Annotated in this window: 14 protein-coding genes and 1 pseudogene; 5 read left to right on the top strand and 10 right to left on the bottom strand. The window is 45.1% G+C overall.

Going from position 1 to position 24,226, the window contains the following annotated elements:
- Positions 1-35 precede the first annotated feature (35 nt).
- The 5 genes and pseudogenes from metC to P855_RS0117095 all read left to right on the top strand — a co-directional run bounded on the left by metC (position 36) and on the right by P855_RS0117095 (position 9,099).
- On the top strand, positions 36-1,217 hold the full coding sequence (gene metC / locus P855_RS0117115; RefSeq protein WP_028784715.1) for a cystathionine beta-lyase: 1,182 nt from the start codon (positions 36-38) through the stop codon (positions 1,215-1,217).
- A 3-nt stretch (positions 1,218-1,220) separates the two neighbouring features.
- On the top strand, positions 1,221-3,080 hold the full coding sequence (locus P855_RS0117110) for a bifunctional homocysteine S-methyltransferase/methylenetetrahydrofolate reductase (RefSeq protein ID WP_028784714.1): 1,860 nt from the start codon (positions 1,221-1,223) through the stop codon (positions 3,078-3,080).
- Positions 3,061-6,513 (top strand): methionine synthase, encoded by a 3,453-nt coding sequence (gene metH / locus P855_RS0117105; RefSeq protein WP_028784713.1) that lies wholly within the window; start codon positions 3,061-3,063, stop codon positions 6,511-6,513. The genes P855_RS0117110 and metH overlap by 20 nt, the downstream gene beginning before the upstream one ends.
- Positions 6,514-6,830: 317 nt before the next feature.
- Positions 6,831-8,222: pseudogene (locus P855_RS21230) on the top strand (alkaline phosphatase); the annotation flags it as partial.
- 193 nt (positions 8,223-8,415) lie between these two features.
- The gene (locus P855_RS0117095; protein WP_028784712.1) at positions 8,416-9,099 is read left to right on the top strand and encodes a DUF4352 domain-containing protein; all 684 of its coding nucleotides are present in this window, start codon (positions 8,416-8,418) and stop codon (positions 9,097-9,099) included.
- 85 nt (positions 9,100-9,184) lie between these two features.
- Here P855_RS0117095 and P855_RS0117090 read toward each other — a convergent pair whose 3' ends face one another.
- The 10 genes from P855_RS0117090 to P855_RS0117045 all read right to left on the bottom strand — a co-directional run bounded on the left by P855_RS0117090 (position 9,185) and on the right by P855_RS0117045 (position 24,131).
- The gene (locus P855_RS0117090) at positions 9,185-11,104 is read right to left on the bottom strand and encodes a glycoside hydrolase family 13 protein (protein ID WP_028784711.1); all 1,920 of its coding nucleotides are present in this window, start codon (positions 11,102-11,104) and stop codon (positions 9,185-9,187) included.
- Between the two features lie 23 nt (positions 11,105-11,127).
- On the bottom strand, positions 11,128-13,566 hold the full coding sequence (locus tag P855_RS0117085) for a glycogen/starch/alpha-glucan phosphorylase (RefSeq protein ID WP_028784710.1): 2,439 nt from the start codon (positions 13,564-13,566) through the stop codon (positions 11,128-11,130).
- 27 nt (positions 13,567-13,593) lie between these two features.
- Complete coding sequence (glgA, locus tag P855_RS0117080; protein ID WP_028784709.1) at positions 13,594-15,024, bottom strand: glycogen synthase GlgA; 1,431 nt, start codon at positions 15,022-15,024, stop codon at positions 13,594-13,596.
- Positions 15,025-15,099: 75 nt separating this feature from the next.
- Positions 15,100-16,206, bottom strand: coding sequence for a glucose-1-phosphate adenylyltransferase subunit GlgD (gene glgD, locus P855_RS0117075; protein WP_028784708.1), 1,107 nt, complete (start codon positions 16,204-16,206; stop codon positions 15,100-15,102).
- Between the two features lie 14 nt (positions 16,207-16,220).
- Positions 16,221-17,390, bottom strand: a complete 1,170-nt coding sequence (locus P855_RS0117070) for a glucose-1-phosphate adenylyltransferase (protein ID WP_028784707.1) — start codon at positions 17,388-17,390, stop codon at positions 16,221-16,223.
- Positions 17,391-19,298 carry a 1,4-alpha-glucan branching protein GlgB gene (glgB, locus tag P855_RS0117065; protein ID WP_028784706.1) on the bottom strand — a complete coding sequence of 636 codons (1,908 nt, stop codon included), beginning with the start codon at positions 19,296-19,298 and terminating at the stop codon, positions 17,391-17,393. It abuts the gene before it with no gap.
- A gap of 237 nt (positions 19,299-19,535) precedes the next feature.
- Positions 19,536-20,444 (bottom strand): CBASS cGAMP-activated phospholipase, encoded by a 909-nt coding sequence (locus tag P855_RS0117060; protein WP_028784705.1) that lies wholly within the window; start codon positions 20,442-20,444, stop codon positions 19,536-19,538.
- 19 nt (positions 20,445-20,463) lie between these two features.
- Positions 20,464-21,546, bottom strand: coding sequence for a Ger(x)C family spore germination protein (locus P855_RS0117055; RefSeq protein ID WP_028784704.1), 1,083 nt, complete (start codon positions 21,544-21,546; stop codon positions 20,464-20,466).
- Positions 21,536-22,645 carry a GerAB/ArcD/ProY family transporter gene (locus tag P855_RS0117050; RefSeq protein ID WP_037986406.1) on the bottom strand — a complete coding sequence of 370 codons (1,110 nt, stop codon included), beginning with the start codon at positions 22,643-22,645 and terminating at the stop codon, positions 21,536-21,538. Before P855_RS0117050 ends, P855_RS0117055 begins: the two co-directional genes overlap by 11 nt.
- On the bottom strand, positions 22,638-24,131 hold the full coding sequence (locus tag P855_RS0117045) for a spore germination protein (RefSeq protein WP_028784702.1): 1,494 nt from the start codon (positions 24,129-24,131) through the stop codon (positions 22,638-22,640). The genes P855_RS0117050 and P855_RS0117045 overlap by 8 nt, the downstream gene beginning before the upstream one ends.
- Between the last annotated feature and the right edge of the window lie 95 nt (positions 24,132-24,226).

The raw sequence follows: 24,226 nt of genomic DNA, 5'->3' as shown, positions 1-24,226 counted from the left end.
TTTATCCATGTTTTTTCAACGAGGAGGAATTATACATGACCGATCATCCGTATTCATTTCAGACACGCGTGCTTCATGGAAATCATAAGTTCGATCCAACTACGGGCGGAGTAAGCGTGCCAATTCAGCAGGCGTCCACTTTTCATCAAGCAGACTTTGACAATCCAGGAAAATATGATTACAGCCGCTCCGGAAACCCAACAAGAGAAGCCTTGGTAGAAGAAATTGCCAGACTCGAGGGCGGCGATAAAGGGCTTGCGTTCGCATCCGGTATGGCTGCCATTTCCACCTCATTCATGATGTTGTCTAAAAACGACCACGTGGTCATTACAGAAGATGTCTACGGAGGAACATTTAGACTGGTTCACGACGTCCTTCATCGGTTCGGCATCGAGCATACTTTCGTAGATATGACGGATTTGCATGCGGTAGCGACAGCCATTCAGCCAAATACTAAAGTAGTGTACATCGAGACACCAGCAAATCCACTCTTAAACATAACAGATATCAGTGCAGTTACTAAGCTGGCAAAAGCACACGGATGCTACACCTTTGTCGATAATACATTTATGACTCCGGCCTTGCAACGGCCGCTCGAACTTGGTGCCGACCTGGTTCTGCATAGTGCCACTAAATTCATTGCAGGTCATAGTGATGTCGTGGCTGGTCTTGCCGTTACGAACCACCCGGAGATCGCCGATCAACTTCCATATTTGCAGAATGCATTCGGCTCGATTCTTGGACCGCATGATTCCTGGCTCGTTTTACGAGGACTAAAGACTTTGGACTGTCGATTGAAACAGTCAACCGAATCAGCAATCAAAATAACAAACTATCTCGCCAGCCATCCGTTGGTTGAAGAAGTATATCACCCAAGCCTGACCAGCCACCCGGGCTATTCGATCCATAACTATCAGGCAGACGGCCCCGGTGCTGTCCTTTCGTTCCGACTGAAGGATGAAGCAGCCGTCCGTGAATTTTCCAAACATGTAGAAATTCCGGTATTCGCTGTTAGTCTGGGAGCTGTGGAGTCCATCCTCTCCTATCCGGCGAAGATGTCCCATGCCTCCATGCCTGAACCGGAAAGGCTGAAACGGGGTATCACCGATGGCCTGCTGCGTCTATCTGTCGGTCTTGAAAAACCGGAAGATATCATCAAAGATTTTGAGCAGGCTTTACACCAAACCACTAAGCGGGAAGTCAAAATAGGAGGATAACGAATGAGATTAGAACAAGCACTTCAGGAAAAGACACTTATTGGAGACGGCGCAATGGGGACCCTGCTCTATTCGTATGGGGTCGACCGCTGCTTCGAGGAACTGAACCTGTCCCATGCAAAAGAAGTACAGAACGTACACAAAGCTTATGTCCGTGCCGGAGCCGATGTTATTCAGACTAATACGTATGGAGCCAATTATATTAAACTATCCCGCTATGGGCTGGAAGACCAAGTGAAAACAATCAATACGGCTGCCGTACGTCTGGCAAAAGAAGCTGCGGATGGAGAGGCCTATGTAGTAGGTACCTTAGGCGGCATCAGAGATATACAAAAAGAAATTCCAACGATGGACGAACTGAAACGCAGTTTCCGTGAGCAGCTCTATTGCCTGCTGATGGAGGATATTGACGGACTGATTTTCGAAACCTTTTATGACCTGGAGGAACTGACAACTGTATTAGAGATCGCACGTCAGGAAACTGATCTTCCATTGATCACCCAGGTATCGATGCATGAACCCGGAGTGATGCAAAATGGCACACCGCTCGCAGATGCTCTTCAACTATTGGAACAAAAAGGTGCTGACGTGGTCGGCGTCAATTGCCGGCTCGGCCCTTATCATATGATTCAAGCACTGGAAGACGTACCTCTCCCTGAAAAAGCAGGACTTTCCGCATATCCGAATGCCAGTCTGCCAGATTACGAGGATGGAAGGTTGATTTATCCCACTGATCCGAATTATTTCCGAAAAAGTGCGCTGGATTTATACAGGCAGGGTGCACGCCTGATCGGCGGATGCTGCGGTACGACTCCCGAGCATATTGCTGCTGTCGCTAAAGAAGTAAAAGGCAGAAAACCGATTACCGAAAAAGTCGTCCCTTTCAAACAGCCATCTGTTCCGAAAAAGCCGGACGACAGCAATCGCGAGGCGCACCTTCATGAAATAGCACAGAAAAAGCGTTCCATTATAGTCGAACTGGATCCTCCGAAGAAATTGAATACAGAAAAATATCTTCGCGGGGCAAAAGCTTTAAGAGACGCCGGAGTCGATTCTGTTACACTGGCAGACAACTCTCTTGCCTCCCCACGCATCAGTAATACGGCGATGGCAACAATCATCAAGCAGGAATACGATATAAATCCGCTTGTTCATATTGCCTGCCGTGACCGGAATTTGATCGGTCTGCAATCGCACCTGATGGGGCTGCACACACTAGGTATCCGCGAGGTGCTCGCCGTAACCGGTGACCCTACGAAAATCGGCGACTTTCCCGGGGCCACTTCCGTGTATGACTTATCGTCATTCGACCTGATCCATTACATCAAGCAGCTAAACGAGGGTATCTCTTTTTCTGGTAAATCACTGGGGGAAAAAACTGATTTCTCTGTTGCTGCTGCATTTAACCCGAATGTACGTAACCTGAACCGCGCGGTGGGCCGATTAGAGAAAAAGATTTCTTATGGTGCCGACTACTTTATCAGTCAGCCGGTATTCTCCGAAAAGCAGATAGCCGATGTCTATGAAGCTACCAAACATCTCGATACACCTGTTTATATCGGTATTATGCCGCTAACCAGTTCGAGAAACGCGGAGTTTTTACATCATGAAGTTCCAGGTATCAAACTATCGCCAGAAATCCGGGAAAGCATGGAAAAACACAGCCACGACAAAGAACGCGCTCAGGCAGAGGGAATTGCAATTGCCAAATCATTGATTGACGCGGCACTTGATTTATTTAACGGTATTTACCTGATTACTCCTTTTCTACGATATGAAATGACTGTAGAATTAACGGAATATATCAACCAACAAACCGCAAAGCAGGAAAGGAAGATTTCCAATGGCATCAACATTATTTAAGGAACAACTGGCCAGCAGAATACTAGTATTGGATGGTGCAATGGGAACGATGCTTCAACAGGCTGACCTGACACCTGAAGATTTTGGCGGGGAAGCTTATGACGGATGCAATGAATATTTGAATATAACCGCTCCCCATGTGCTGGAACGGATTCATACCGAATACCTGGAAGCTGGGGCAGATATTATCGAGACCAATACTTTCGGGGCTACCAGCCTCGTTTTAGACGAATATGACCTTGGCCACTTAGCAGAGGAGATCAACATCAAAGCAGCACAGCTTGCCAAAGACGCAGCTGATTCTTTTACAACGGCAGAGAAACCACGCTTTGTAGCTGGTGCGATGGGGCCGACGACAAAGACCTTGTCTGTCACAGGGGGAACGACCTTTGATGCACTGGCAGAGGCATATGAAGAACAGGCTCGCGGCCTGATTACCGGTGGTGTCGACTTACTGCTATTGGAAACCTCCCAGGATATGCTGAACGTAAAAGCAGCCTACCTAGGGATAACAAGGGCTTTTGAAACGACTGGCACTGAACTGCCGCTAATCATTTCCGGAACAATCGAGCCGATGGGGACGACGCTTGCCGGCCAAAGCATTGAAGCCTTTTATATTTCACTGGAGCATATGAACCCGGTTGTGGTTGGCCTGAACTGTGCCACAGGACCGGAATTCATGCGCGACCACCTCCGCTCCCTTTCAGACCTGGCTACGACTGCAACGAGCTGCTATCCCAATGCCGGACTTCCCGATGAAGAAGGAAATTACCATGAAACACCACAGTCACTCGCTGCAAAAATTGCCGGTTTTGCAGAAAAAGGCTGGCTGAATCTCGTCGGTGGATGTTGCGGGACGACACCGGAACACATTAAAGCGATCGCTGACGCTGTGGAAGGGTTGGAACCACGCACCGCACCGGATGCCCATCCCCACGCCGTGTCAGGAATTGAGCCATTTTTATATGATGACAAGAACGACCGGCCGATTCTTGTCGGTGAACGGACGAATGTCATCGGCTCCCGGAAGTTCAAGCGTCTGATTGCTGAGGAGAAGTTCGAGGAAGCATCAGAAGTCGCCCGTGCTCAGGTAAAAAAAGGCGCCCAGGTCATCGATATCTGTCTTGCCGACCCTGACCGTGATGAAGTACAGGATATGGAAGCATTCATGAAACAGGTTGTCAACAAAGTGAAGGTACCTTTGGTCATCGACTCGACAGATGTGGAGGTCATCGAGAAGGCACTCAAGTATTCCCAGGGAAAAGCGATCATCAACTCGATCAACCTCGAAGACGGGGAAGAACGCTTCAAAGAAGTGCTGCCCATCGTGAAAAAATTCGGAGCGGCGGTAGTGGTCGGTACCATTGATGAAGAAGGGATGGCAGTCACAGCTGAACGGAAGCTCGAAGTAGCCAAACGCTCCTATGACATCCTCGTGGGCGAATACGGTCTGGATCCAGCCGATATTATCTTTGACCCACTTGTTTTTCCTGTCGGTACCGGAGATGAGCAGTATATTGGCTCTGCCGAGGCGACAATTGAGGGGATCCGTCTAATCAAAGAAGATTTGTCGGAATGTCAGACTGTGCTTGGTGTCAGTAACGTATCGTTCGGCCTGCCACCTGTAGGACGTGAGGTACTGAACGCCGTCTATCTCTATCACTGTACCAAGGCAGGTCTCGATTACGCGATTGTAAACACGGAAAAATTAGAAAGGTTCGCTTCGATTCCCGAAGAGGAAATTGAGCAGGCCAATAAGCTGCTGTTTGATACAAATGACGAAACACTGGCGGCCTTTACCGCCTTTTACCGTGGCAAGAAAAAAGAGACGAAAGTTCCGACCGAGACAATGACGCTTGCCGAGCGGCTTGCGCATTATGTCGTCGAGGGGACAAAAGAAGGACTGCTTCCTGACTTGGAGCAGGCACTTGAAGAGTACTCTGCTCCACTCGAGGTCATTAATGGACCATTAATGGAGGGAATGGCTGAAGTCGGTCGATTGTTCAACGACAATCAGCTGATTGTCGCAGAAGTTCTGCAAAGCGCGGAAGTGATGAAAGCATCTGTCGCATTCCTGGAGCCACACATGGAAGTAGCGGATTCCTCCAATAAAAAAGGAAAAGTTCTGCTCGCCACCGTCAAAGGTGACGTTCATGATATTGGAAAGAATCTCGTCGAAATCATTTTAAGCAACAATGGTTTTGAAGTGGTTGATCTTGGTATTAAAGTGACTCCATCAGAGTTGATCAATCAAATCAATCAGGAAAATCCTGATTTTGTGGGATTGTCCGGATTGCTCGTCAAGTCAGCCCAGCAGATGGTGCTGACAGCACAGGATCTGACCCAGCAAAAGATTTCCATTCCGATTCTTGTCGGTGGAGCTGCCCTGTCCCGTAAATTCACATTGACGAAAATTTTACCGCAATATGAAGGACCGGTTTTTTATGCGAAAGATGCCATGGATGGCCTGGCACTTTCCAACCGCCTCAGCAACGAAGAAGAACGGGAAGCACTGGTCGGTGAGCTCCATGAAAAACAGCAGGCTGCCCTGACTAAAAATGCAGAGCGGGAACAATCTCAAGGGGCGACTGCTGTGGCTGTCAAGCCGAAGTCTGCCGTTTCAACAGAGGTGCCTGTCTACCAGCCACAGGATTATAAGCAGCATGTGCTCCGGAATTATTCGGTCGATCATATTGAACCCTATATCAATATGCAGATGCTGATTGGTCATCACCTTGGGCTGAAAGGCAAGTTTTCCAGACTGATTGCAGAGAACAATGAAAAAGCCGTCCACTTGAAAGGTGTAGTCGATGATTTGCTGACGAAAGCTAAAAAAGAGCGCTGGATCGAGCCCTCTGCCCTCTATCAGTTTTTTCCTGCCCAGTCAGAAGGAGATGATGTCATCATCTATGATCCGTCTGATGAAAAGACTGAAATCGAGCGGTTCACCTTCCCGCGCCAGCCAAGGGAACCATTCCTCTGCCTGGCAGATTACCTGCGTCCAGTATCCAGCGGGGAAGTGGATTATGTTGGATTCTTCGCAGTTACTGCCGGAAAAGGGATTCGCGACCGGGCGGAAGCATTAAAGGAACACGGAGAATACCTGGAAAGCCATGCACTTCAGGCGCTGGCACTCGAAACCGCAGAAGGACTAGCCGAACAGGTCCACCAGCAGATGCGAGATAAGTGGGGGTTCCCGGACCCTGTCGACTTCACGATGCAGCAGCGGTTCTCGGCTAAATATCAAGGCCAGCGTTACTCATTCGGCTACCCAGCCTGTCCGGATTTAGAAGATCAGGAAAAATTATTCAAGCTGATAAGCCCTGAACAGATCGGCATCGAGCTGACCGATGGATTCATGATGGAACCGGAAGCCTCCGTCACCGCCATCGTATTCGCACATCCTGATGCAAGATATTTTAACGTATATTAAAGCAAAGGCAGCGACCTGGTCGCTGCCTTCTCTATAAAATCAGTAATTTTATAGATACAAGTACACTCTCCGTATTCACTTTTCCCTGGTCTTATAAATACGCGATAGCAGGTACTTTGATTAGAATAGGACTTATGCCCGTTCTCATATCCTCTTTATCCACTCTTTTTTTCACCCGTATTTTCTACCAATCTACTAGTTGTAAATTACTATTTTCTTTCAAATTACCCATAAAATAGACAAATTGTGATTAAATAACATTACGGTGAAATGTATGCGCATACATTTTTATTATTTCAACAGGAGGAGGAAGTGCGTTGATTAAAAAATCATTCGGTAAGAAGTTGTTATCTGCAGCGGCTGTAACCAGCCTGGTTCTTGGTGGGTTCGCAGGCAGTACGCCAGATGTTGATGCGAAAAACGACAAAAAACATAATTATGAAATTAAGAATATCATTTTCCTGGTTGGTGACGGAATGGGGCCATCTTTCACTACCATGCACCGTTATATGCAAGATGACCCCTCTACTAAGAATATGGAACCGACAGCATTTGATCCATATCTTGTAGGCATGCAATCTACTTACTCCTGGGATCCTTATTTTGAAGGCGGCGAAGGAGACGTCAAAGAAAATATCCCTGACTCTGCCGCTACCGCTACTTCTATGGCAGCAGGAATCAAAACTTACAATGGTGCTATTTCAGTAGACATGGAACAGGAAAGAGTCAAAACTATTCTCGAAGAAGCTAAAGAGCAAGGGAAGTCTACTGGTCTAGTAGCCACTTCTCAAATCAACCATGCTACACCCGCTGCGTTTGGAGCACATGATGAATCCAGACATAATTATAATGCTATTGCTGATGATTACTATGACGAAATGATCAACGGAGAACATAAAGTCGATGTTATGCTCGGTGGCGGTACTTCCTATTTTGAAAGAGAAGACCGGAACCTGGCAAAGGAATTCCAGCAAGACGGCTACAGCTATGTGACTACGAAAGAACAGCTGCTTGAAGATGATAATGATCAGGTTCTGGGTTTATTCGCCCCAGTGGGGATGGACAAGGCGATCGATCGTGACGAAAACACCCCTTCTTTAAGTGACATGACCGATGCCGCCCTTCAACGTCTGAGCGACGATAAAGATGGCTTCTTCCTTATGGTAGAAGGAAGTCAAATTGACTGGGCCGGTCATGATAACGATGTGGTTGCAGCAATGAGTGAAATGGAAGATTTCGAGAAGGCTTTCCAACGCGCCATCGATTTTGCTAAAAAAGACGAGCATACCCTGGTTGTCGCTACTGCTGACCACTCAACCGGAGGCCTTTCTATCGGAAGCAACGGGGATTATGTGTTCAATCCGGAAGTAATTGACGCTGCCGAACGCACGCCTGATTTCATGGCAAGTGAAATTGCCGATGGAGCCGGCGTTGAAGAAGTATTAGCTGAATACTCCGGTCTCGATCTGACCCAGGAAGAAATTGATTCTGTAAAAGAAGCTGCTCAAGCTGACGCAGATGGCAATATAGATGTAACAGCAGTAGATAATGCAATAGAAGATATCTACAATGTCCGTTCCGGAACAGGCTGGACAACTGGCGGCCATACCGGCGTGGACGTCAACGTCTATGCTTACGGCCCGCAGCTCTATAAATTCAGCGGACTTAATGATAACCATGAAACCGGTCAGAAGCTGTTTGAAGTCTTAAAAGCTGAGTCACATCATGAAGATCAGGAGGATGATCATGATGATAAGGATGACGGGGACGATAGTGATGCCCGTGAGGATGAAGACGACGATGAAGATCATGATAAAGACAAAGATTAATTAATAACTGCCCCGTTGTCACCAGGCAACGGGGTAATTGCATATACACCGCATACATCAGGAGGATAGGTTCATGAAGCATTTGCTTTATTTATTGATGGCAGTAGTTTTGTTGACAGCCTGCACCAATGCTAACAAGGAAATCGAAAATGCAAAGGAACAACCAGAAAAAGATACAGAAATAGCGAAAAAGGAAACGGATGAGCAGGAGGCTAAGAATCAAGCCACCTTCATAGATAATCCCCAGGCACCTGATGATAGCAGTCTGAAAAAAACTGGACAAACCTATCAAGACGGGGATGGAAAAATAAAATTATTAGCGCTCTCCCCATCTGAAAAACAGGTTACAGTAGGTCCAATGGAAATGATCATTAAAGAAGTAAAATTAATGAATTACTCACCAGCACCCCACTTAATCGATTTTTTTCATGGATATACTTCCCAGGAAGAAAATTTCAACTATATTAAATTAAATCTGATAGTGAAAAACACCTCAAACCAGACGCTCAATTTTGCCCCTGTTTCCGTCCTGGAAACAAACAAAGGAGAGAAGAAAAACTTTGAAGACGACTTTTACTTAGAAAACATGTACGGAAAATATAAATCCGGGGAAACAAGATATGGACAGCTGGGTTTCATTATAAAGAAAAATAAAACAAAGAAAATTGACTCCCTCCAAATTTTAACGAGTGACGTTTTCAGTGGAAAAGAATCAATTGATAAAGCAAAAAAGATAACAATCCAATTAAGTCGGTGATCTGCTTAAATGGAGTAGCATCTGGCAAGCATAAAAAAAGATCCGTTAAACTCAAAGAAGAGCTTAACGGATCTTTTTTTCTTCATCAATGCATATGCCGAAGCAGCATACTCTCAGAGGGACCGAGCGTAATGGAAAGTTCTCCGTCTTTCGCTTGGAATATACGCTTTTTGTTTTCCATATGCTGCCACTTACCTTTTCTCACCATCAGGGTCACTTCCCGATTCTCATGGATATGACGGTTGAACAGATAGAGCATATGTTCATCGTTCGCACTACCGCCAAAGTTATCGACGCCATTTTCAATCCACCGTTCAAAGGAATAGACGTCATGATGAAGGGAGTGAGATTTCCAGCATCCGGTCCGTAATGCCGGATGTTCGCGGCGCCACTTCCCGATCATTGCATACCATTCTACGAGACTATCATCCTCCCTGCCCCATGGGAACGACTTCCGGTTATCCGGGTCACCGCCGCCGGTCAAGCCTGCTTCATCTCCGTAATAGAGCGATGGTACGCCGGGAAAAGTATAAAGCCACAAACTGAGCGCTCTTACCTGGGCATCAACGATAATCGCTTTGTCGTCTGCTTCCATGTCTTCCGGTAAAAACAGGTCGAGCATCGTCTTGATACGTTCCACGTCATGACTGGATAACATGTTCATCAAAGCATAAAAGTAGTGCTTCGGATAATGTTCACTTAAGGTCAGCAAACGCCGTTCGACATCATGAGCATCAACATCACCGCTCATGAACGCCAGCATAAGCCCCCGGAGCGGATAATTCATGACCGAATCCAATACACCGCCGAGGAAGTAATCTCTTCGTTTGCCATGGCCGATTTTTGTGGTAGCATCTTCCCATACTTCTCCCAGCAAAACACTGGATTCATCTTCTTTTTTCAACTGCTGATAGATTTGCCTGATCAAGTCATCGGTCAATTCATCTGCTACATCAAGACGCCAATGCTTTAGTCCATGCCTTTGCCAGTGCTTCAGGACACTATCTTCATCATGAATTAAAAAGTTCTGGTAGCTTTTATCTTCTTTATTCACGGTCGGGAGGGTCCCGACGCCCCACCATGATTCGTATTCATCAGGGTGGTTATGGAAAATGTACCAGGAATAATACGGCGATTCTTTCGACTGATAGGCTCCGAGTGAATCATACTGCTCACGCTGATTGAAATAGATGCTGTTGCTTCCGGTATGGTTGAAGACCCCATCGAGCATTATTTCAATTCCTCTCTCCTTTGCCTTTCGGACAAGCTCTGCCAAATCTTCATTGCTCCCGAGCAGCTGGTCGACCTTATGATAGTCGCCGGTATCATAACGGTGGTTGCTTTCCGCCTCAAAAACAGGATTCAGATAAATCACCGTGACACCGAGTGATGCTATATAGTCAAGTTTCTCGATAATCCCCCGGATGTTCCCAGCGAAAAAATCCCACCGGACGACCGCACCATTTTCATCCCGGATATAAATCGGGTCATTTTCCCAGTGGCTGTGCATCAAACTTGTCTTCGGGGCTTTGGCAAGTTCACGTTCACCTGCCGCATGGAAACGGTCAGGGAAGATTTGATAGATGGTCCCATGCTTCCACCACTCCGGGGTTTCGTAATCCGAATCATAGACAGTAATCTGCCAGGATGGTGGCACATGATCGTAAACTACTCCGTCGCCGCTTTCTTCAATGTTCCGGCGTCCATAAAAGAACTTCCCATCCTCCAGCTGAATTTCAAAATAATACCAGACCAACTGTGGGTCATCCGGCATTTTTATTCGGGTCTCATAGCCGGAAAACTGATGCTGCTCTGCATAAATATCCATCTCCTGCGTCCGTTCTTCGTCCGTTTTATCCAATATATAATGAAGGATGACGCTTGAAATACGGTAGCGGTTATGGATATCGATGGTGAGTGTGATATTCGAGCCTTTCGGTGCAGCACCGAAAGGCTCGCGATATTGTGTTTTAAAGCTGTTATGATATACGTCATTTGATTTCATACTACGTCCTCCTTCATTCTAAATCATTTGAACATATTCACAGGGGCAATGCGCCAGATATCTGAAGCATATTCCTGTATGGTCCTGTCACTGGAAAATTTGCCGGAATGTGCAATATTAATCAGACTTTTTCTGCTCCATCCCACTCTCTGCTGGTAATCCAAATCAATCTGCTGCTGGGCCGAGGCATAAGCTGCGAAATCTTTCAGAACGAAAAACTCATCGTTATGATGAACGAGCGAGTCATAGATTTCCTGAAACTCTGTATCTCCTTTTGAAAAAGGACTGTAATGAATCAGCTGATCGACTGTGAGTCGAACATCTTTCTCCATGTCGTAAACCTGCCTGGAAGAATATCCTCCTGAGCGATAATATTCTAAAACTTCTTCGGAGCTTAAGCCGAACGTGTAAATATTGTCATCGCCCACAAGCTCATGGATTTCCACATTGGCACCGTCCAACGTTCCTAGCGTCAACGCCCCATTCATCATAAGTTTCATGTTTCCGGTGCCGGAAGCTTCCTTACTGGCAGTGGAAATCTGTTCACTGATATTGGCTGCCGGGATGATTCTTTCCGCAAGGGAAACGGAATAATTCTCCAAAAAAACAACTTTAAGCTTGTCACTTACTACCGGGTCATTATTCACCACATCGGCAATTGTATTGATCAACTTAATGATTTTTTTGGCATAGTGGTAACCCTGTGCTGCTTTCGCTCCGAAAAAGAACGTTCTCGGTGCCATATCCAGCGTTGGGTCTGTCTTAATTTTATTATACAGATGCATGATATGCAGCGCATTCAGGAGCTGGCGCTTATACCCATGGAGACGCTTAATGTGAACATCAAAAATGGAGTGTGGATCGAGTGAGATTCCTTTCGTTTCATATACCCAGGAAGCCAGTTTTTCTTTGTTCTCCTGCTTGATTTCGCCTAAACGATCTAATACAGCTGCGTCATTCTGATGATCTAGGAGATCTGTCAGTCGTTCAGGTTCATTTATCCAGCTTTCACCGATCGTTTCTGTAATGAGTCCGGCAAGCGGCTTATTGGCATGCATCAGCCAACGCCTGTGAGTAATCCCGTTCGTCTTGTTGTTGAACCGCTCAGGAAAGGTATCGTAAAAAATTTTCATTTCCCGCTTTTTCAGGATCTCCGTGTGCAGCCTGGCAACGCCATTGATACTATGGCTGCCGACAATCGATAAATGTGCCATTTTTACCTGGCCATCGGCAATGATAGCAAGTTCTGCGATGCGGTCGAATTCTCCCGGGTACTTTTCCCATAACGATTGGCAGAACCGTTCGTTGATTTCATCCACAATCATAAAGATTCTCGGCAGCAACTGACGGACCATATCCACCGGCCATGACTCCAGCGCTTCACTGAGTGTGGTATGGTTGGTGTAGGAAACCGAGGCTTGCGTGATGTCCCAGGCTGCTTTCCATCCCAGCTGCTTTTCATCCATCAATACGCGCATCAGCTCCGGGATTACCATCGCCGGATGTGTGTCATTAATATGAAGCGCTACTTTTCCGGGAAAAGAAGACCAGGGCAATCCCAATTTTTCAAAGGAGCGAACAGCGCTCTGTACCCCTGCGGATACTAAAAAGTATTCCTGCTTCAAGCGCAGTCGCTTTCCTTCTTCATGAGAGTCATCCGGGTATAAAAATTCCGAAATCGCTTCAAGCGAGCGTTTATGTCCGAGGAAGTTGCCAAACTCATTCAGTCGTGACGCTTTTTTGATCGTATCATCCAGATTCGCTTCTACGGACCAGAGCCGCAGCGTGTTTACGGTATCCCTGTTATAGCCTACAACAGGGACATCGTAGGGGACCGCCTGGACCTGCTCGTAATTATGATGGTCAAAATTAAGGTTGCCATCCTCATCCTCACTCGATGATACATGGCCGCCGAATCGGACTTCTACCGTTTCTTCCGGGCGACGGACCTCCCAGACAAATTCACGGGAAAGCCATAAATCCGGGAATTCAACCTGGTTGCCATCGATGATCTGCTGATCGAACATCCCATATTTATAGCGGATGCCATAGCCATGCCCAGCAAGACCTAACGAGGCGAGGGAATCCAGAAAGCAGGCAGCAAGCCTTCCCAGCCCCCCGTTACCAAGTCCTGCATCGTTTTCTTCTTCCTCCAATCTATCCAGATCAAACCCTAAGTCTTTCAATCCTCCCGCCACGACATCAATGATTTGCATGTTCAATAGATTATTCCCCATCAACCTGCCAATCAGAAATTCCATCGAAAAATAGTAGACTTGCTTTTCCTTTTCTTGTTCATAGCGCTGATTCGTCTCCAGCCATTTTTTTCCGATTCTTTCACGCAACAGCGAACCAAGAGCCCTATATGCATCAACCTCTGTAGCGGTTTCAACTGTTTTGCCGAGCTTAGCTTCGAGCTTCTGGGAAAATGCCTGCTTAAATTCCTCTTTGTCGCTGAACATTTACGGTTTCCTCCAATTCGTCCTGCCCTATTCCATTGCCTGCGCATACACCTCGCGATACCGGCGTGCAGAATACTTCCATGGAAATTGACTTTTAGTAATATTTTTTATGAGGGGGTTCCACAGCTCTTTATCCTGGTAATATTCCAGTGCCCGACGGATAGTAAACAGCATGTCATGGGCATTATAATTAGCAAATGTGAAGCCATTCCCTTCCCCTGTCTGTTCATTGTACGGCTGGACCGTATCAGCAAGACCACCTGTTTCCCGGACAATTGGGACAGCCAGATAACGAAGAGCGATCAATTGGCCAATGCCGCATGGTTCAAACCGCGACGGCATCAGGAACATGTCACTCGCCGCGTATACCTGACGGGAGAATGATTCACTGAATAAGATATTCGCGGACATCTTCGTTGGATACTTCGATTGCGCCCATTCAAACATTTGTTCATAATCATATTCCCCAGTACCCAGCACGACCAGTTGAACATCTTCGGTATCCAGCAATTCATCAATCACACGGGCAATCAAATCGAACCCTTTTTGCTCGACAAGCCTGGATACGATGCTGATCACCGGTACATCACTTCTCACCGGAATGCCCAGTTCTTTTTGCAGCCATAGTTTATTATGGCATTTTTTCGTCAGAGAACTCCGGTAAGGGAAAGCAAGTGCTTCATCATTCATCGGATCATAATCTTTCATGTTGATGCCATTAACTATCCCGGCCATTCGATCAGACTTGCTCCGTAATACTCCATCTAGGTTTTCCCCATAATAAGGCGTTTGAATCTCTTTTGCATAAGTTTCACTGACAGTTGTAATACGGTCAGCAAAATTCAATGCTCCTTTCATGAAGTTGATGTCCCCGAAAAACTCGAGCCCTTCCGGTGTCATCAGACGCTCATCCAGCTCCATTAAGTCATATAAAACCGCATCCGAAAATATCCCCTGGTATTTCAGATTATGAATCGTAAATACTGTTTTCATACTTTCAAAGATTGGATGATCCTTATAATGGGTGTGGAGAAAGACAGGGATCAGACCGCTCTGCCAGTCATGGCAGTGGATGACATCAGGTGTCCAGTCCAGTGCTTTGATCATTTCCATCACGGCACGGTTAAAAAATACGAACCGTTCCGCTTCATCTCCGTAACCATACAAATTCGACCGCTTGAAATAATATTCATTATCGATAAAGTAGACAGTTACACCATTATGTTCGATGTATTCAATGCCTGCATACTGATTACGCCATCCGAGTGTAACGTTCAATTCCAGCAAAGGATTCATTTGTGCTTTCCATTCTTCCTTGATTTCCTGGTATTTCGGGAGGACGATACGAACGTCCTCCCCCTGCTCCTGCAGTGCACTCGGAAGTGAACCTAACACATCTGCAAGTCCGCCTGTTTTAATGAAAGGGGTGCATTCCGATCCTGCCATCAATATTTTCATTTTTGTTCACTCCTTTTACCTGTTAATTTCATCACATGTATGAAGTGGAAAAAGATTGCCGTGAATGGCAATCTCTTACATGGACACCCGTTTTGCTACGACGTAAGGTTTTTCAGGTACTCCAATCAATGTCCGGCTGTTAGATATACGACAGTCCTTATCTAAAATGACATTTTCTAATATCGCATTACTGTCAATTTCACAGCGCTGCATAATGATCGAGTTTTTAATAACTGCGCCTTTTGCCACTTTTACTCCACGGAACAAAATACTGTCCTCCACTTGTCCTTCAATGACACAGCCATTGGCAACCAGGGTATTCGTAACCTTGGATTCCTGGGAATACTTTGTCGGCGGCTCATTTTTCACCTTCGTGAATATAGGTGCTTCCTCTTTGAATAAATCCTCATGGTTAGCCCCATTTAACAAGCTCGAACTGTGACGGTAATAACTTTCGACCGAATTGATCAGTGCATGCGCTCCCTCATATTCATAAGCATGGATATGGATTTCCGGCAGTCTCGCTTTAATCCCATCAAGGAAAAATTGGGAACAGCCATGAGCGATACAGTCTTCAATCATCCCATATAAATAGTTCTTCTCCAGGATATACATGTCCATATAGACATTATTACTGCGCTGGTCATTATGAATATCGGTTACCCGGCCACCATCATCGATTGTCAGTTTATGGGCACGCCTATGTTCCGGGTACAACTCTTCCACTTTTTTATAAACGACGGTTACATCAGCACCGGATGCTTTATGCTCCTCCAGTACGTCGCGGAAGTTTATATTGCAAATATTCTGTGTCCCGGAGACAACGACATAGTCGGCAAACGTACGTGTGATAAAGTCGATATTATTGTGGAAATGCTGAAGATCACCTTTTGATATGTCTGTCGGATCGTTCCAGTCCGGAGGCAGGATAAACAGCCCCCCACGCTTACGGTCCAAATCCCAGGCCTTGCCCTGCTCCAAATGATCCATCAATGAACGGTATTTCCTGCGGGCGAACACAGCAATCGACTCGATCCGGGAATTACTCATATTGGAAATGGTAAAATCGATCATCCGGTAACGTCCGGCAAATGGAACAGCGGCACTGCACCGAAAATATGTGAGTTCATCCAATACATCCTGTTCATGATCTAAATTTATGATTCCTGCTATGCGGTCCATCGACTACCATCCTCCTATTTTATGATCTGTTCTAAATAGCTTTTTGCTAATACACTATCTTCATCTGCTACTAACGTGATATCGCTGTCTGGTGAAGGATCGCCGATGACAGCCCCATCCTCGATGACACTCCCCGCTGCGATGATGGCACGGTTGATGGTTACATCTTTTCCGATTTTAACTTCAGGCATGACGACCGAGTCCTGGATTACTGAACCTTCCTGGACATGAACTCCATAAAAGATGACAGAATGGTCAACGGTCCCATGAATTCGGCATCCTTCATTGATCAGGGCATTTTGCACGTTCGCTTCATGTGAGATATATTGCGGAGGCTGATTCGGACTCTTCGAATAGATTCGCCACGAATAGTCATTCAATTCAAGTTCCGGTTTTTCTTTCAGCAAATCCATATTGGCTTCCCATAAACTTGCAACCGTCCCGACATCTTTCCAGTAACCGTCGAACGTATAGGCCATCATCTTTTTATAATCTCCCAGCATTGCCGGGATGATATCTTTTCCAAAGTCATGAGAAGAATGTTCCTGATCAGCATCATCGATCAAATAACGCTTTAAGACATCCCATCTAAAAATATAGACCCCCATCGAGGCTAAATTACTTTTCGGGTTCTCCGGTTTCTCTTCGAATTCCGTGATTACACCTGATTCATTCGTGTTCATCAAGCCGAATCGGCTCGCTTCGTCCCACGGTACTTCTATCACCGAAATGGTCGCATCCGCACCACTCGCTTTATGGTAATCAAGCATATCGCTGTAATCCATTTTGTAAATGTGGTCTCCGGACAGAACGAGTACATGATCGGGATTATATTGGTTCAAAAACTTGATATTTCGGTAGATAGCATTGGCGGTTCCTGTATACCAGCCTCCCCCTTCTTCCGACTGGACATATGGCGGCAGCACAGAAACCCCGCCGTATTTACGATCAAGATCCCAGTCGCTTCCGATCCCTATATAACTATTTAAAATCAATGGTTCATATTGGGTAAGTACTCCAACCGTATCAATCCCTGAATTGGTACAGTTGCTCAATGGAAAATCAATGATTCGGTATTTCCCGCCAAAATAGACGGCAGGCTTTGCAATCTGCTTTGTGAGTGATTTCAGCCTGGTCCCCTGGCCGCCGGCTAATAACATCGCTACACATTCTTTTTTCATGATTTAATCCCCCTTCGTTCCATTGGTTCGTTTCCAAAAAGTCACTGCAAGCGGCGGTATTGTCATGTTGATATGATGGTTCTGCCCCTGCCATGGCTCTGGGACGGATGCTGCCTTTAAGCCGTTTGTCTGGCCGGAACCGTCGAAATGTTCCGCATCACTATTGAATATTTCTTCATAATGTCCTGGCTGTGGAACACCGACTTTATAGTCGTGATAGACCACCGGAGTGAAATTGCAGACCACCAAAAGCTGGTCTTTCGGTGTCCTGCTGCAACGTATAAAAGATATGACACTCTGCTCAAAATTATGAGGGTCAATCCATGAGAATCCATCTTCATGGTGGTCCAGCTCCCATAAAGCCGGCATGTCCTTATAAAATTGATGCAGCTGTTTCACATAGTCCCGTAATGAGGCGTGGGATTCATAATCCAACAGCTCCCAATCGAGATCCTCCATGTCTTTCCATTCATCGAACTGCCCAAATTCTGATCCCATGAATAACAGTTTTTTACCAGGATGGGCATACATATAAGCCAAAAATGCCCGTAAATTGGCGAACTTCTGCCAGTAGTCCCCCGGCATCTTATTCAACAATGATTTCTTGCCATGAACGACTTCATCATGGGATATCGGCAAGACGAAATTCTCGGAAAAAGCGTAGAACAACGAAAAAGTAATAAGATTGTGATTATATTTCCGATGGACGGGGTCCATTTCCATATAACGGAGCATATCGTTCATCCAGCCCATGTTCCATTTATAATTGAAACCGAGTCCGCCAATATATGTTGGAGCGCTGACAAGCGGATAAGAAGTGGATTCCTCGGCCATCATCAAAACATTCGGTACTTCCTCAAAAATCGCTTCGTTCATTTTTTTAATGAATGCAATCGCTTCAAGGTTTTCCCTGCCTCCATGCTCATTCGTTTCCCATTCATCGTTTTCCTTACCGAAATCCAGATAAAGCATGCTTGCTACCGCATCGACACGCAAGCCATCAAGGTGGAACTCCTTCAACCAATAAATTGCATTTGAAATCAGAAAGCTCTGCACTTCATTGCGGCCAAAGTCAAACGTCAATGTTCCCCATTGCGGCTTCTCCGCTTTCAAAGAATTCTCATATTCATAGAGCGCTTCCCCATCAAACCGGCGAAGACCATGGGCATCTTTGCAAAAATGACCTGGCACCCAGTCCAGGATGACTCCGATGCCATGCTGGTGGCACTGGTCGACGAAGTAACGGAAGTCATCCGGTGTCCCATAACGGGAAGTCACAGCATAATATCCCGTAGTCTGATAACCCCAGGAGCGGTCAAACGGATGCTCCGCTATCGGAAGCAGTTCAATATGGGTGTATCCTAATTCTTTTACATAGGGAATAACTTCATCTGCATAATCGCGGTAATTATAATAGACTTCATAATCGATATTTTTCCATGAACCTAGATGCAATTCATAGATGGATATAGGAGATTCATAGAAATTCATTTCTTCGCGACGTTTCATCCATAGATCATCATTCCATTGGTATTTATCCAGAGGATAAATGACAGAGGCAGTGTTCGGCCGCAACTCACTGGAAAAAGCGTAAGGATCAGCTTTCAGTTGTAAATGCCCATGGGGAGTGAGGATTTCATATTTATAAATTTCCCCTTGTTCAAGTTGAGGAATGAACGTATGCCATATCCCATTTTCGTTCATTTTCTTCATCGGGTGTTTCCGGCCGTCCCATCCATTGAAGTCGCCGACGACACTGACCTGTTGTGCATTCGGGGCCCAGACCATAAATCTGGTGCCTGGGGTTCCATTTTGTGTATCCCGATGCGCCCCGAGAAGTTCGTAGCTGTATCGGAGGTTTCCCTGGTGGAATAAATAAATGTCATGCTCTAAAGCGGTAAAATCTAACAATCTACCACTCCCCTTCTGGTTGATTTTAAACCCGTACAAGTGAACTTGTATTACTAGCATAAAATGTTCTTATCGTGATTACAATTATTTTTATGCTAATTTTCTGACATGTTTTGTCGTATTGTGTCTTGATAACGGTTACATGTGAAAATTCGTAATTATCAAGTTCCCTGAGGGTTTTACTATTGGAAAAATACCCCTTTACATTAAGGAAAAATCGGCCAATCGCTTCTTTTATTACCCGATAAATTTTAAAATCTTTTCCCTGTTTTTTTCATATACCTGTTCACCGAGTTTAATAAGCTCCTCGATGAACTTTACATCATCAAAAGGGACCTCTCCATCAAGTTTATCATTGATGCGCAGGTAATTATCCTGCAAGAGAAGCTGGCAGTGATAAGATACAGATTCAGAGGACAAATTCAATGCCAGATCCAACAATTTTGGCGTAACTTTCATAGTAGGGAAGCGGAATGGCATCCACTTTTTTATCCCCCAAAATTTATCGTTATCGATGGTAAAGTCGATGTTTTGATCCCCCGTACCAATTGATAGGATGTGGATATCCTTTAAGCTCTTATTAAAATAATGGATAGCTTCTGTAATACAAACGAGCGAAGGGTTGTTCGCCCATAGACCACCATCGATCGACAAGTAATCGTTGTCAACATTGTTTGGTGGAAAATAAATCGGTGCTGAGCATGAAGACAAGACAGCATCCCAAAGTGGTATTGATAAATCATCATTTTCTGCTTCAATGGCATGAGAGCGATGAATATAGGGCTTGCCATGAGTGACATCGACGGCAGGAATCAGCAAAGGGCCATCCATCTCGCCCAGCTTCTTATTTTCAAACGCTTCTTTGAGCAGCCGACGCAAATAACGATCGCTGTAGACACTTTTGAACAAGCCCACTTTAGCCTGCCTGATAAAAATCTTCTTCCCATATTTCTGATAGGAATCCAGCAATTCGCCCATATCCTTACGCAGCATGACAGAAGCAGCTATAATAGAACCAGTACTCGTCCCGGCAATCAAATCAAATTTTTCAGCAACTGAGCACCCTAACTCTTTTTCCATTGCCTTTAATACAACAATTGGCATGACGCCGCGTATGCCGCCGCCATCAATACATAAAATTTTCATTTGTCTTCACCATCATTCATTAGGAAGAAATCCCCGTCTGGATAATATCGACAGTTACTTGAACATCCACCGGCACGTCCGGATATCGCATGTTCCATTCTTCTTGTGTAATCTCCCCTTTACGGTGATGAAGGAGATGTCCCAACCCCAGTGGGTCAACGTTTTTTTCCTGGAATTGTGCAACCATATTTTTACTCTTCTTCTCAAAAAAAGATGAAAATGCTGCTTCTATCTTTTTGACACGTTTGTTTGTCTCTAATATATTTAAATCGGAAATTTCACTGATGACTCCATTCATTTTTACAGAGATAACAAACTTAGGGTTATCTTTATTTCCTTCAATCTTATACTTTACCTTTGAACCGATATTTTCCATTGCAACTTCCTCTCCGTCCAGTTCAATTGCCTGGACTCCCTGGTTGAAATTTTGCACCATCATCTTGAACGTGAGTACTTCATCATTCGTCACTAAATGAACAAATTTTCCACCTTTGAATAAAGCAAGACCCTCCATTCTCACTTCCCCCTCTTCCCACAAAAAGTAAGGCAAGTATCCATCAATCCCTCTCCCATAATAGGCGTATAAAAATCTATGAAGGTTGGTTTTCGGAAAGATATTCCGTTCATTTTGTTCCACCAATCCCAGCAAGTAGTCGGCGGTTGTTTGATTTTCGCTATATTTCGTTCCAATCACTTTTTTAGTTTTGCCGCCGACGATACCTAACTGCACATCCCTGCCAATATGAGGATCCCGTGCCAGCATATCGATGATGTCACTCAAATCCTTTATTGCTAAATCTTCATCATATAGGGCAACTGAAAGTTTTCCCATCCGGATCGGTCTGGGCGACTTGCTTTCCAATCCATTGTCAATCTCTTTCATCGTTTTTGCTGTATAGGATAAATACTGTTCAGTAGGCACTTCTTCTTTACTGCGGCCATAATGCGGGATAGCTACCGTGCATTCTGTAAGCTCCTCATCCACATAATCGCACCCGGAGAGACTTACAAGAGAAACTTCCTCTACACTTTGGTGAGGGATACATCCTGTAAGGAAGACAGTTATAGCAAGTATTATTGGCGATAGCTTTTTAAATTCCATGACGGTATCTCACCTTTTTCATGATGAACATCAATATAAACAGCACAGGAATATAAAGCAGGAAGTAAAATCCAACTTGGTTCGTAAATGTATTCAGAGCATCTATCGTCCTTCGATTGTCGATCAAACTGGATATAACTAATAGAATAACCAAGTATAACCACAACACGTACTTTTGTTTGATTTTGAACATCCGCTTCGGAATCCGGCTGGCAGCCCATAAGCCCAGACAAATATTCGGCAAAACGACATAAGCCCACAAACCGATTCCCATATATTCAAACCGTTGCAGAAATGGAAAGTCGACAATCTTCCATAATGAAATCGTTGCCCATGTGATATGCTGCAATTGATCTTCATTGTAGTAAATGAAAGCAACAATCGCACTGACCAGGTAAATCATCGTCGTATAGAACACTCCAAAGTGAGCCCATTTCTTCGAAGCTTTCTGGTCTTTGATAAAGGGATAAAAAAGTAAAAGCAATTCAAAACCTAGAAAACTAAGAGTACTTGTTTTTGCTGAACTAAGAATTTCAGAAACGGATGCATCGATCATGGGATAGAGATTATTGACATCTCCAATCTGTAAGGGGAAAAATTTAAAGAATAACAGAGGCAACCCTAGCATAACACTTAACAGGCACATCCCGGTTATGACCCGAAGTCCGCCAATAACGAAATAATAGGCAAGCAGCAAGTATACTAAGGCAAACAGCCAGACATTCAATTGCGGAAACACCCAAACCTGGATGACTTCGACAAATGTCCGTAAAACAGTCAGGCTTAGCAAAAGAAAGTAAACACTGAATACAAGGTTCAGCAATCCGCCCAAGTATTTACCGAACAAAAAGTTATGGATAGAGACCAGGTCCCCGCCACAGTCCTGCAATAGCCGATAAATCATCCATAATAGCAGATGTACCGCAATACCAGCCACCAAAATAGAAATCCAGGCATCATAGCCCGCGCCTTCGGCGATATACTTTTCGAAACCGAGCATCCCGACACCCACTTGCATGGAATGCACTAAAAAGAAAGTCATCGTCGAAGTGACCATTAAGTTTTCTGGTACATTAAAGCCTCCCTTAGCATCATTCATCTACATCCCTCTTCTCGTTCGCCCTTTTTTGGTTGAACCGGGCGGAGTCCACCGGTCTTGTCTGAATCGGTCTCATGGATTGTTTATTAAACGGAAGGCGGATGAAAGCATCCTTCAAATCATGGAACCGAAGCGGATAGATTGGTGAAAAAAAAGGTCTTCCGATCGATTTCAGTTTAATCAAGTGAGCGATAAAAAACGCCATCACAATCGATACCCCTACAAGTCCCCACATTTGAGCACCGATTAAAAATGGAAACCTTAAGAGCCTGATGGTATTGCCAATCTGATAGACAGGCGTTGTAAAGGAAGCCAGGGCTCCCAATGCTACGATAATCAGCAGCACATTACTGGTCAACCCTGCTTCGACCGCTGCTGTTCCGATAACGATACCACCAACGATACCGATGGTCTGACCGACCTTTGTCGGAAGACGTGCTCCCGCTTCCCTGAGCAGTTCGATGGTCAGTTCCAAAATGATTACTTCCAATATCGGTGGAAACGGTATATCTGCTCTGGAAGACACGATTGTTGCTAACAAATCTTGTGGGATCATCTCATGGTGATAGGTTAAAATCGCTACATACACCGGTGTGCTTATTACTGAGAAAATCACCGCGAATAAGCGGATCAAACGAAACCCTGAAGCAAGATGCCAGGGAAGAAAGTAATCATCTGATGCAGAGAAAAACTCGACAATAGTTGTCGGACAACTTAAAGCATGGGGGGATCCATCCACTATAATGACAACCTTCCCCTCCACGAGTGAACCAGTCACGCGGTCCGGCCGTTCCGTATCCAGCAGCTGGGGGAATGGGGAATTGGAATTATCCGCGATCATTTGTGTGATATAGGAACTATCATTGATCTGATCATATTCAATATCATTCAGCCGCTGCATGACCGTATTGATATTTTCCTTATTCGCTACGCCATCGACATATAATACAGCGACACGCGTTTTTGTCATTTTTCCGATGTTCAATTCCTTGACCGTCAGCTGTGGCAGTGTCAACCGTTTACGTACCAGGTTGATATTCGTGTCAAGCGATTCTACAAACGCTTCTTTCGGCCCAACTACACTGAATTCTACTTCAGGGATACTGACTTTTCGGTGTTCAGCGATCACAGCAGGTATCGTCAGAAATTTCTTGTCGTACTCCTTCATTTGAATGATGACATGACCTTGCATCATCCGCTGCCGATAAAGGTTGGCATCATCTGTGATGGCCAGCCCCTCGACTGGAATGACATCTTTCATTTCCTCCAGCGATTGCAAAGCATTTTGTTTTAAGGCAGGGAGGATCAGTTGATTTAACACTTTAGGCTCCACCATGGTTTCAAAATATGAAAGGACGCACTTCGTCTTACCATCAAGCGGGTAGACCATGAAATCCTTCGACTGTTCCAGGCTCTTGGTCACATCTTTGACTGTTTCATTTTGTTTTGGGAATTCGTTTCCTTTATCTTTTTTCCATTTCCACATGAGAAATCTCCTTATAGCCACGAATCGTTCATCTCTATAGTACTTTGCAAAATGGAATAGTTTATACCAGACAGGGAAAGATAATGCTCACATGG

This window comes from Thalassobacillus devorans MSP14 (genome assembly GCF_000496835.1).
GTDB classification, from domain to species: Bacteria; Bacillota; Bacilli; order Bacillales; family Halobacillaceae; genus Thalassobacillus; species Thalassobacillus devorans_B.
Note: the sequence above shows the minus strand (reverse complement) of the source record. Positions and strands in the feature narration are given on the sequence as shown.

Coding starts and splice junctions, on each gene's coding strand:
- P855_RS0117045 (WP_028784702.1), bottom strand. CDS start 24,131: ATGTGGAAATGGAAAAAAGATAAAGGAAACGAATTCCCAAAACAAAAT.
- glgA (WP_028784709.1), bottom strand. CDS start 15,024: ATGAAAATATTGATGGCAGGATCGGAATGCACCCCTTTCATTAAAACA.
- P855_RS0117110 (WP_028784714.1), top strand. CDS start 1,221: ATGAGATTAGAACAAGCACTTCAGGAAAAGACACTTATTGGAGACGGC.
- P855_RS0117055 (WP_028784704.1), bottom strand. CDS start 21,546: ATGGAATTTAAAAAGCTATCGCCAATAATACTTGCTATAACTGTCTTC.
- glgD (WP_028784708.1), bottom strand. CDS start 16,206: ATGGACCGCATAGCAGGAATCATAAATTTAGATCATGAACAGGATGTA.
- P855_RS0117050 (WP_037986406.1), bottom strand. CDS start 22,645: ATGAATGATGCTAAGGGAGGCTTTAATGTACCAGAAAACTTAATGGTC.
- metC (WP_028784715.1), top strand. CDS start 36: ATGACCGATCATCCGTATTCATTTCAGACACGCGTGCTTCATGGAAAT.
- P855_RS0117090 (WP_028784711.1), bottom strand. CDS start 11,104: ATGAAATCAAATGACGTATATCATAACAGCTTTAAAACACAATATCGC.
- P855_RS0117085 (WP_028784710.1), bottom strand. CDS start 13,566: ATGTTCAGCGACAAAGAGGAATTTAAGCAGGCATTTTCCCAGAAGCTC.
- P855_RS0117095 (WP_028784712.1), top strand. CDS start 8,416: ATGAAGCATTTGCTTTATTTATTGATGGCAGTAGTTTTGTTGACAGCC.
- P855_RS0117060 (WP_028784705.1), bottom strand. CDS start 20,444: ATGAAAATTTTATGTATTGATGGCGGCGGCATACGCGGCGTCATGCCA.
- metH (WP_028784713.1), top strand. CDS start 3,061: ATGGCATCAACATTATTTAAGGAACAACTGGCCAGCAGAATACTAGTA.